13 protein-coding genes and 1 tRNA gene are annotated in these 9,545 nt (G+C 53.9%); all 14 read right to left on the reverse strand.

Going from position 1 to position 9,545, the window contains the following annotated elements; genetic code table 11:
* Window positions 1–91: 91 nt before the first annotated feature.
* Window positions 92–167 (reverse strand) — tRNA-Lys (locus tag BOW51_RS03770).
* A gap of 91 nt (window positions 168–258) precedes the next feature.
* Entirely contained in the window at window positions 259–1,524 is a 1,266-nt protein-coding gene (locus tag BOW51_RS03775) for a YeeE/YedE family protein (protein ID WP_078476511.1), read from the reverse strand.
* A gap of 90 nt (window positions 1,525–1,614) precedes the next feature.
* Window positions 1,615–2,295, reverse strand: coding sequence for a 7-cyano-7-deazaguanine synthase QueC (gene queC / locus BOW51_RS03780; RefSeq protein ID WP_078476512.1), 681 nt, complete (start codon window positions 2,293–2,295; stop codon window positions 1,615–1,617).
* The gene (gene queE / locus BOW51_RS03785; RefSeq protein ID WP_078476513.1) at window positions 2,288–2,929 is read right to left on the reverse strand and encodes a 7-carboxy-7-deazaguanine synthase QueE; all 642 of its coding nucleotides are present in this window, start codon (window positions 2,927–2,929) and stop codon (window positions 2,288–2,290) included. The genes queC and queE overlap by 8 nt, the downstream gene beginning before the upstream one ends.
* A gap of 37 nt (window positions 2,930–2,966) precedes the next feature.
* Window positions 2,967–3,221: a YbgF trimerization domain-containing protein gene (locus tag BOW51_RS03790; protein ID WP_167367233.1), complete on the reverse strand. Its 255-nt coding sequence runs from the start codon at window positions 3,219–3,221 to the stop codon at window positions 2,967–2,969.
* The gene (gene pal / locus BOW51_RS03795; RefSeq protein WP_078476515.1) at window positions 3,221–3,661 is read right to left on the reverse strand and encodes a peptidoglycan-associated lipoprotein Pal; all 441 of its coding nucleotides are present in this window, start codon (window positions 3,659–3,661) and stop codon (window positions 3,221–3,223) included. Before pal ends, BOW51_RS03790 begins: the two co-directional genes overlap by 1 nt.
* A 5-nt stretch (window positions 3,662–3,666) precedes the next feature.
* Window positions 3,667–4,944 (reverse strand): Tol-Pal system beta propeller repeat protein TolB, encoded by a 1,278-nt coding sequence (gene tolB / locus BOW51_RS03800; protein WP_245828446.1) that lies wholly within the window; start codon window positions 4,942–4,944, stop codon window positions 3,667–3,669.
* Entirely contained in the window at window positions 4,944–6,086 is a 1,143-nt protein-coding gene (tolA, locus tag BOW51_RS03805) for a cell envelope integrity protein TolA (protein ID WP_135568037.1), read from the reverse strand. The genes tolB and tolA overlap by 1 nt, the downstream gene beginning before the upstream one ends.
* A gap of 35 nt (window positions 6,087–6,121) precedes the next feature.
* Window positions 6,122–6,562: a biopolymer transporter ExbD gene (locus tag BOW51_RS03810; RefSeq protein ID WP_078476518.1), complete on the reverse strand. Its 441-nt coding sequence runs from the start codon at window positions 6,560–6,562 to the stop codon at window positions 6,122–6,124.
* 16 nt (window positions 6,563–6,578) lie between these two features.
* On the reverse strand, window positions 6,579–7,244 hold the full coding sequence (tolQ, locus tag BOW51_RS03815; RefSeq protein ID WP_078476519.1) for a protein TolQ: 666 nt from the start codon (window positions 7,242–7,244) through the stop codon (window positions 6,579–6,581).
* A 3-nt stretch (window positions 7,245–7,247) separates the two neighbouring features.
* A complete protein-coding gene (ybgC, locus tag BOW51_RS03820) occupies window positions 7,248–7,652 on the reverse strand; it encodes a tol-pal system-associated acyl-CoA thioesterase (protein ID WP_078476520.1) in 405 nt (134 codons plus the stop codon).
* Between the two features lie 50 nt (window positions 7,653–7,702).
* Complete coding sequence (gene ruvB, locus BOW51_RS03825) at window positions 7,703–8,758, reverse strand: Holliday junction branch migration DNA helicase RuvB (RefSeq protein ID WP_078476521.1); 1,056 nt, start codon at window positions 8,756–8,758, stop codon at window positions 7,703–7,705.
* 1 nt (window position 8,759) lies between these two features.
* On the reverse strand, window positions 8,760–9,368 hold the full coding sequence (gene ruvA, locus BOW51_RS03830) for a Holliday junction branch migration protein RuvA (protein ID WP_078476522.1): 609 nt from the start codon (window positions 9,366–9,368) through the stop codon (window positions 8,760–8,762).
* Window positions 9,365–9,545, reverse strand: a 181-nt coding sequence (locus BOW51_RS03835) for a crossover junction endodeoxyribonuclease RuvC (protein WP_174564726.1), incomplete at its 5' end; no start/stop codon positions are given. The genes ruvA and BOW51_RS03835, both read right to left, overlap by 4 nt.

A 9,545-nucleotide genomic window follows, 5' to 3' on the forward strand; every position in this document is an offset into this window, starting at 1 on the left:
AGAAGGGCGAGGGCAAGGATGGCCGAGATAGCCCTTCACTTTCCTGGATGGCACAAAAAAGCCCGACATTCGTCGGGCTTCCCTGAAAATATGGTGGGCCGTGGGCGACTCGAACGCCCGACCAATTGATTAAAAGTCAACTGCTCTACCAACTGAGCTAACGGCCCATATGTGCACAATCCGGGTAAATCCCGGAAGCGCACGATTATACAGAAAGAGTCGGATTTGGCAAGAGTCCGGATGACCAATTTTGCCCTGTTACACCTTCTCGAGCTTGCGCATGCTGTTAGGCAGCAGGCGCATATCCACCAGTGAGGCAACCAGCGCCTTGCTGAAGCTTGCTTCTTCCTCGTAAACCAGCTTGTAGTACTGGATTTTCATTGTCAGGGCACTGCCGAAAACGATGCCACCAAAGGCAACAAAGGAACCAACCGCGAGCGTCGAGGCGCCCGTTATAGCCTGTCCGATAGTGCAGCCCATCGCCAGTACACCACCTAGGCCCATGAGGATGGCACCGATTAAGTGCGCAAAGAAATCGCCGAATGACGCGAACCACTCGATGCGGAAGCTCTTTGATATCAGGGACCACACCAGGGAACCGAGAATCACACCTGCCAGCGCCATGATACCGAATGTCAAAAAGGCACCGTCAAAACCCGATTTGGCATACCCGAAGGTTTGCCCCATTGGGTTAATGAATGTAAATGACTGGGCGTTGAGCGGGCGACTATCGTCCGGCTTGCCCTCTGCATCCTCGGCGATGAAATCCCAGTTTTGTACGTACTCGGCCATTCTCATCGGTTCATCGTCAACATTAACCATGACATTGCTTGAAACGTACCAGGCAGCAAGAACGGCGAGGCCGACAACCAGGCTGCCGAGAATGTTGTCGAAACTGTCGAGGAATCCACCCGAAATAGAGGCTGCGACGATCAGTATGGCAGCGATCGACAGGCCAATCGCGAGACGCGCAAACAGCGCGCCCTCATCGCCTGCAATCAGGGTACCAAGATCCTGATTGGAGGGCAGATCGATTGCGAGCGGACGGAGCCAGTCATAAAAGAGCACGGTGAATAGTGTGCTGTCGCTGCCGGGGAAAGGATTGATCATGTAATAGGAGATAACCGCAATAATAGCGACCACCATGATCGACTTGATGTTGCCGCCGCCGACGCGAATCAGCGCCTTGTTACCGCAGCCGCTGGCGAGTGTCATGCCGATACCGAAAATGATACCCCCAACCAGGTTTTCAGCCCAGATCAACTGGCCGTTACGGTAGGGAGGAAAAGCGCCGTCGGCATCAACCATTCCGAACATCTCGAGGATGACAACCCCGATCATTGCTATCGCAATCGCGAAAAACCAGGCGCCAAGGCGGCCCTTGTCACCCATGTTGACCCAATCAGAGATGGCTCCCATGGTGCAGAAATTGGTTTTATTGACCACCGCACCCATGATGAAGGCGATGGCGAAAACAAGCAGCAGAAAGAGGTTTTGAGCCTCGGCAAAGCTTTCCATTAACATTTTTTAATCCTCAGCAGATTTCTGTTTTATTGTCTGTCAGTGGTGTATCCACTGTTTTTATAGTGTTTAATTTAACCATAACCGGCGGGGTCATTGATAGTTTGTCGAATCCTCTGCCCCCGCCCGTTCGAAGCCTGCCTTTCTGAGCCTGCATGAGTCACACACGCCACAGGCGCGGCCCTCTTCATCGGCTTGGTAGCAGGAGACTGTTTTACTGTAGTCGACGCCCAGTTCGATCCCGCGATGAATGATGTCGGACTTGCTCATTTCTATCAGCGGTGCCTGTACAGTGAAATGATCGCCCTCCACTCCTGCCTTTGTCGCCAGGTTTGCAAGCTGTTCAAAAGCCTCGATAAATTCTGGACGGCAGTCGGGGTAGCCGGAGTAATCGACGGCATTCACACCAATAAATATATCACGCGCACCGAGCACTTCAGCCCAGCCTAGCGCTATTGAGAGAAACACGGTATTCCTTGCAGGCACATAGGTGACTGGTATGCCTTCTGCCAGTGTTTCCGGCACGTCAATTGCCTCATCCGTCAGTGCAGATCCGCCAATTGCATCCAGTGCCATTGGCAACACCAGGTGTTGCCTGACGTTAAACTCTTCTGCAATTTTTCTTGCTGCATTGAGCTCAGCGCTGTGGCGCTGACCATAATCGAAGCTGAGTGCATAGCAGTCGTAACCTGCATGCCTGGCAATTGCCAGTACGGTTGCCGAGTCGAGCCCGCCGGAGAGGAGGACAACCGCTTTCTTGCCATGCTCAGACACCAGGTTTGTTTCCCCACAGAATCTTGTGCAACTGCAATTGGAAACGTACAGGAAGGCGCTCCTCAACGATCCAGTCGGCCAGCTGCGTGGCATCCATTTCATCCATGCTGGGCGAGAAGAGCACTTCACAACTCTCTGTCAGCTGGTATTTTTCCAAGATGCGTTTTGACCAGTCGAAATCGGTTCTGTCACAGATGACGAACTTGACCTGGTCATTGGAAGTCAGGAGGGCAAGATTTTTCCAGAGGTTTTTCGAGGCCTCACCGGAGCCAGGGGTTTTGATATCAACAACCCGGGAAACGCGCGTATCGACGGGTTCAATATCGAGTGCGCCGCTGGTTTCGAGTGAGACTGTCAGACCGGCATCACACAACTTATTAAGGAGCTCGATCGCGCCTTCCTGTGCAAGCGGTTCACCGCCAGTCACAGTCACGCATGGAACGCCATTCCCCTGCACCTGTTCAACAATGGCATCGATATCCAGCAGGTCTCCGCCACTGTAGGCATATGTCGTATCACAGTAGTAGCAACGTAGCGGGCAGCCGGTCAGGCGCACGAAAACTGTCGCATACCCGACACTGCAGCTCTCACCCTGCAACGAGCAGAAAATTTCGGTAATCCGCAGTTGCGTCATAAAAGCAGCTCAGCCGATCGTTTAGTCTGGTGCGCTGTTAGCGCCGACCAAGACGGCGTTCAACATCCAGGTACATCTCACGCTGCTGCTGCTTGAGTTGCTCAAGCTCATGCCTGAGCTCATCGATCTCGCCGCGCAGCTGGTTATTGGAAATCTGCAGCTGCTCAACTCGCAATGTCAGGTCGGTAACCACGCCTATGCGGCGCTCAAGCGCCTCGACACGATCAGAGGTACCGGCAACAGCGAACTGTGACAGCAGCAGAAATCCGCATACAAGAATTGCCCTGATCATTAGTAGAGCAGTTCCGCACGACGGTTTTTCGCCCATGCCGATTCGTTATGTGCATAGTCAACCGGACGCTCTTCACCGTAGCTGATGGTAGAAATCTGCGACGAGGAGAGGCCTTCTGCAATCAGGTAATTGCGTACAGCATTAGAACGTCTCTCACCAAGGCCGATGTTATATTCACGCGTACCGCGTTCATCACAATGGCCCTCGATCCTGATGCTGGCACCAGTCTCGTTGAGCTTTTTCGCATGTGCACTGAGTACACGACGGTACTTCGGCTTGATGACATACTCATCGAAATCAAAGTGGATGGTCTTGATGTCCAGCGCACGAACACCGTCGATCATGAAGTCGTCTTCACCTACCCCACCCTTGCTTGAACAACCCGCAAGACCAAGTAGCGCGCCAGCGCCCATGAAGCCCAGTAATTCTCTTCTTTTCATGGTTATCACCTTTTTATCAGGAATGGCGACCAGGCCGGGTTCCGGACATCACCGGACTGCGCGGCCAGACGCGTTTCAACATCGTAATCGGTAGCAGCAACATGCAAGGTACCTCGCATGCCGCTGGCATAAATGACCATCTTGCCATTCGGCGCGATGCTGGAAGACTCGTCCAGAGGGCCGTCACTTAGCATCTGCATACCGCCTGTTTCTAAATCAAGTATAGCTACCTGGTAGCCTGCTGAAGTCCTGGTTACCAGTGTAATACTCTTGCCGTCAGGGGCAAAGGAAGCATTCGAGTTGTATTTACCCTCAAAGGTCAGTCTTGTGGGAGGCCCACCTGCAGCAGAAACCCGGTAAATTTGCGGTGTTCCGCCACGATCTGACGTGAAAATCAGTGATTTACCGTCAGGTGACCATGAGGATTCAGTATCGATGCCTGGTGATTTGGTAATACGCTGCAATCCACCGCCACCGGCATAAATAACATAGATATCAGGATCGCCATCCTTCGACAGGGTCAATGCGAGACGTGAACCGTCCGGCGACCAGACCGGCGCACCGTTGATGCCCTTGAAGCTGGTCAGTTTCCTGCGACTGCCGGATTCGACATTCTGCACATAGATGGCCGGCTGATCTCCCTCAAAAGAGACATAGGCCAGCTTCTTGCCATTAGGCGACCAGGAGGGTGACATGATTGGATCGTTAGTCGCCAGGATAGTTTTCGCACCATGACCATCAGAGTCGGAAACCTGCAGGCTGTTGGCTCGGCGGTTGGCTACAACGAAAGCGATGCGTGTAGCGAAAGCACCACGTTCGCCGGTCAAGGCCTCGTAAACCAGGTCGGCCACGTGGTGCGCGGCAAAGCGCTGGTCCTTGGTTGCTGCGTAGACCGTATCCTTGGTGATTTGCTTGCCTTCAACCGTGTCATGGAGAGCAAACTCAACCCTGTAGCGCCCGGCAACACTGGTCACCTTGCCTGTTACCAGGTTATTGATACCGCGATCGCGCCAGGTGGCATGATTCACCGACTGCCCAAATGGAGCCGCCTGCGGCTGATTGAGCCGCGAAGATGGTTTGAATTCACCCGAGCGTTGCAGGTCATCAGAGATAATCCTGTCGAATTCTGCCGTTGGTGGAGTCTCTCCACCTGCCCATTCGAAGGGAGCAATGGCTATCGTAATCGCATCAACGTTACCACCGGTAATCTTGATGGTCAGTTCTGCTTGCGCTGCGAGTGGCAGCATCAGCAGCCATGCAAAGAGTAGAGTTCTGATTTTCATCATCGAATCCTGTTTGGTGTAAATTCCAAAACAAATGAACGAAACGCGTCAAAATCCTTACCTTTTGGCACCGGCAGAGGATCTGAAAGCCTGACAGCATCCGCTGCCGAACGATCAAAAGCGACATTTCCGCTCGATTTTATCACTTGTACATCGGCAATACCGCCCCCGGGAAAAAGTTTCAGACGCATTTTCACCACGAGGTCTGAACTACTGCCCAATGGCCGACGCCAGTTCCGCGTAATCTTGGACTTGATTGGTCCAATGTACTTATTATAGTTCTTGCCGCCACCGCCACCGGCTTTGCGACTCGACCCACTGCCAGAGCCTTTTCCCTTGCTCTTCTGTCTGGCTGCCGCAGCGGCTGCTTCGGCCTTTTTGCGTGCAGCAATCTCCTGCTTACGCTTGGCCTCGGCATATTTTTTCTTCTCTTCCTCTTTGCGCTTTTTCTCCTGCTCTATTTTCTCAGCCGCAATGCGTTCTTCTTCAAGCTTCTTTTGTTTCAGCTCTTCTTCCTTGCGCTCAGCTTCCAGCTTGGCAGCAAGGCGTTCCTCTTCAAGCTGCCTGAGCCGCTCTTTCTCTTCCTCTTCCTTGCGTTTTTCTTCTGCCGCCTTCTCTGCAGCTATGCGCTGTTCCTTAAGTATTCGCTGGCGTTCTTCCTCTTCCTTGCGCTTTTCTTCTGCCGCCTTCTCTGCAGCAATACGCTGCTCCTCAAGTATTCGCAGGCGCTCTTCCTCTTCCTTGCGTTTGCGCTCGGCTTCCTCGCGCTGTTTCTGCAACTCGGCGAGTTGCCTCTCTCTCTCCTTCTGCTCCTGTTTGAGGCGTTTCAACTCCTCTTCGCGCTGCCTTTGCAGTTCGGCAAGTCGGCGCTTCTCTTTTTCCTTCGCCTCACGAGCCAATCGCAGCTCTTCGTCTTCGCGTTTCTTCAGACCCACTGCACTCTGCTTCTGCAGTTCGCGTTTCTCGCGCAACTCATGCATCACCTGCTGCACTGTCTCTTTCGGCACCACCACCGGGATAGGAGGCTGCTCTTCAACTTCCTCTGCCACAATGGGTGCAGGTGCGTCCATGGTCAGCAACTCATCTGCCTTGAGAAACAACAGGTAGAGCAGCAGCAGGTGCAATAGCAGTGAAAACAGCATGGCAACCGGGTTGCTCCTGAAGAGAGAAAACACCTCTACTCACCCAATACTGTCATCAACTTGACGCTGTCACCTTCACGTACGTAGGGCGACAGCAGGCTGAGCAGGTCAAGAACCTTTTGATACTCGACTCGCTTATCACCATAGACCATGATTTCGCGTTCAGTTCCAGCATCAGCATCAAGTGCGTAGACTGCAGCAGCACGCGCAATCGCTGCCTCCCTGGATTCGGCGTATTCACGTACGCCTTCGTCGTTGTAAATGAAATAGCGCCCCTGCTCATCGACACCAACGACGACAGGCGGCAGGATTTCGGCGACCTGGGTTGGATCCCCCTTGGATACCGGCAACTCGACATCGACATTCCGCACCAGCAATGGCGCAGTCACCATGAAGATAATCAGGAGCACCAGCATTACGTCAATGAAGGGAACAACATTGATCTGTGACATGCTTTTACGGCTGCGACGTGACATGGATACTGCCTTCCGCTCAGCGGATTAACTGGCGCTGAAGCACGTTGGTGAATTCCTCGATGAAGTCATCATACTCACCCTCAAGGCGTTCGATTTCGGCCGTGTACTTGTTGTAGGCAATAACTGCGGGAATCGCGGCAAACAGGCCAAGGGCGGTTGCAATCAGCGCCTCGGCAATTCCGGGAGCGACCATGTTGAGAGTCGCCTGCTGCACGGAGCCCAGTGCCTGGAAGGAGTTCAGGATGCCCCACACGGTACCGAAGAGACCAACATAGGGACTGGTTGAACCGACAGTGGCAAGCAGTGTGAGCTGGCTTTCGAGCCTGGTCAGTTCACGGTTCTGCGCAACACGCATGGCACGCCGACTGTTGTTGATAATGGTGACGTGTTCACCGCCATGCTCCCTGGTGGTTGTGAACTCCTTGAAGCCGGCAGTGAAAATGGAGCACATGCCACCATATTTCTTTGGCTTGGCTCTCTTGAAGAACGAGCCCAGGTCATCACCTTCCCAGAACTTCTTCCTGAAAGTTTTTGCTGTCTTACGTGCCTTACTGAAAGCACGTGAACGATCGATGATCGCTCCCCATGACAAAACTGATGCCAGCAACAGAAGCAACAATACGGCTTTGACCACAGGGCCTGAATGTAACACCAGTTCTAAAATATCGAGTTCACCTGCCATTATTTATCCTGTCCTGTCTATCCTGTCTCTAATTTTATTGGGTATGGAGGTTGGGCGAAAAGTATGCGTATCGACACAGACAAGCAGTATCTCGCCGCTACACAACAACTCATCCCCTCTCCTGATTTCTTGTTTGAACAACAGGGATGCACGTTTCAACTGCGCCACACTGGCATGTACAGTCAATTCGTCATCCAGGCGCGCCGGCTTGAGATACTCGACACTGGCACGACGCACGGCGAAAACCACGCCATCCTCATCCATTAACCGCTGGTTCTCAAAACCGGTTGCACGCAGCCACTCGGTACGCGCTCGCTCCATGTAAGCCAGGTAGTTGGCGTAGTAAACCACGCCGCCTGCATCCGTATCCTCGTAGTAGACCCGCACCGGCCATTCAAAATGGTTCAATGCAATTCACCACTGTTTGTGTGACAAGTCATGGCACGCATTGTTCCCACCTATTCTCCGGCATCCATATCACCGAAGAGATCATCGGCATGCGGTGTCTCCCGATTCGGTGGCGTCATACCAAAATGAAGCCATGTCTGTCGTGTTGCCATACGCCCGCGGGGTGTACGCACCAGGAAGCCCTGCTGAATAAGAAAAGGCTCAAGCACATCTTCAATTGTGCCGCGCTCTTCACCGATGGCGGCAGCAAGCGAGTCGACGCCGACCGGACCACCTTCAAATTTCTCGAGGATTGCTGTCAGCAGGCGCCTGTCCATGTGATCAAAACCGTTCTCATCGACCTTGAGCATGTTCAAGGCATCATGGGCGACTGCCACGGTGACCTTGCCATCTGCCTTGACGTCGGCGTAGTCGCGCACCCGTCGCAGCAGACGGTTGGCAATTCGCGGTGTGCCGCGCGAACGCCTGGCAATCTCATGCGCACCTTCTGCATCGATGCTGACATTGACGATATGCGCCGAGCGCTGCACGATACTGGCGAGATCCTCGACGTTATAAAATTCCAGCCGCTGCACAATACCAAAACGGTCACGCAGAGGTGATGTCAGCAGTCCTGCGCGGGTAGTTGCGCCAATCAGCGTGAATGGTGGCAGGTCGAGTTTGATCGATCTCGCTGCCGGTCCCTCGCCAATCATGATATCGAGCTGATAATCCTCCATCGCCGGGTATAGAATCTCCTCGACAACCGGGCTCAGGCGATGTATCTCATCAACGAACAGCACATCGTGCGGCTCAAGGTTGGTCAACAGCGCGGCAAGGTCTCCCGCTTTCTCCAGAACCGGTCCGGAGGTTTGTCGCAGGTTCGCCTGCATCTCGTTGGCAACGATATGCGCCAGCGTTGTTTTGCCGAGCCCGGGCGGGCCAAAAATCAGCACATGATCGAGAGCTTCACTGCGCCCGCGCGCTGCACTGATAAATATCTCCATCTGCTCGCGTACCGCCGGCTGGCCTACATACTCTGCAAGTGTGCGGGGACGAATAGCGCGGTCGATGGCAGCCTCTTCGCTCATCTCGGAACCGCTGACGAGTCGTTCGTGATCGTCCATATCAGCCTTTTCCCTTCACTGTCGATTGCAGCGCAGTGCGAATCAACTCTTCACTTGTTGCCTCGTCTTGCGCAACACTCTTGACCATTTTTGTCGCATCGGCAGCCTTGTAGCCAAGCGCAACCAGCGCACTCACGGCTTCCGATTCAGGCGACTCCGTAACCGCCTGCACCTGCGCCTTGCCCGCTACCGATGGCACACCGGCGAAATCGGCAACCTTGTCTTTCATCTCGATAACCAGGCGTTGTGCGGTTTTCTTGCCGACGCCGGGAATTCTTGTCAGGGTGGCATGGTCGTCACTCTGCACGCACAAAACAAAGTCCTCTGCACTCATACCGGAAAGTATTGCCAGCGCCATTTTGCCGCCGACACCGCTCACTTTGAGCAGGGTCCTGAAGAGGGTGCGCTCGGATTCACGGAAAAAACCGAACAGGATGTGCGCGTCATCGCGAACCACGAGATGCGTATAGAGCTGCGCCTGCTGGCCTGTCTCCGGCAACTCGTAGAATGTCGACATCGGTGCCTCGACTTCGTAGCCGACACCGTTGACATCGATCAGCAGGAATGGCGCTTGCTTGACCACCAAAGTACCGTAGAGACGCCCGATCATGACAGCGCCTCGATACGTTTTTCGGCATCGCCCGTATGCGCATGGCAGAGTGCGATCGCCAGGGCATCAGCCTGGTCTTCCGTCAGCTCTTCACTCTTGAGATTGAGCAATACACGTACCATGTGGGTCACCTGCGCCTTGTCCGCACCACCGGTGCCGACAATCGCCTGCTTGACC

The sequence above is a fragment of the Solemya elarraichensis gill symbiont genome (assembly GCF_002021095.1).
GTDB lineage: Bacteria > Pseudomonadota > Gammaproteobacteria > Chromatiales > Chromatiaceae.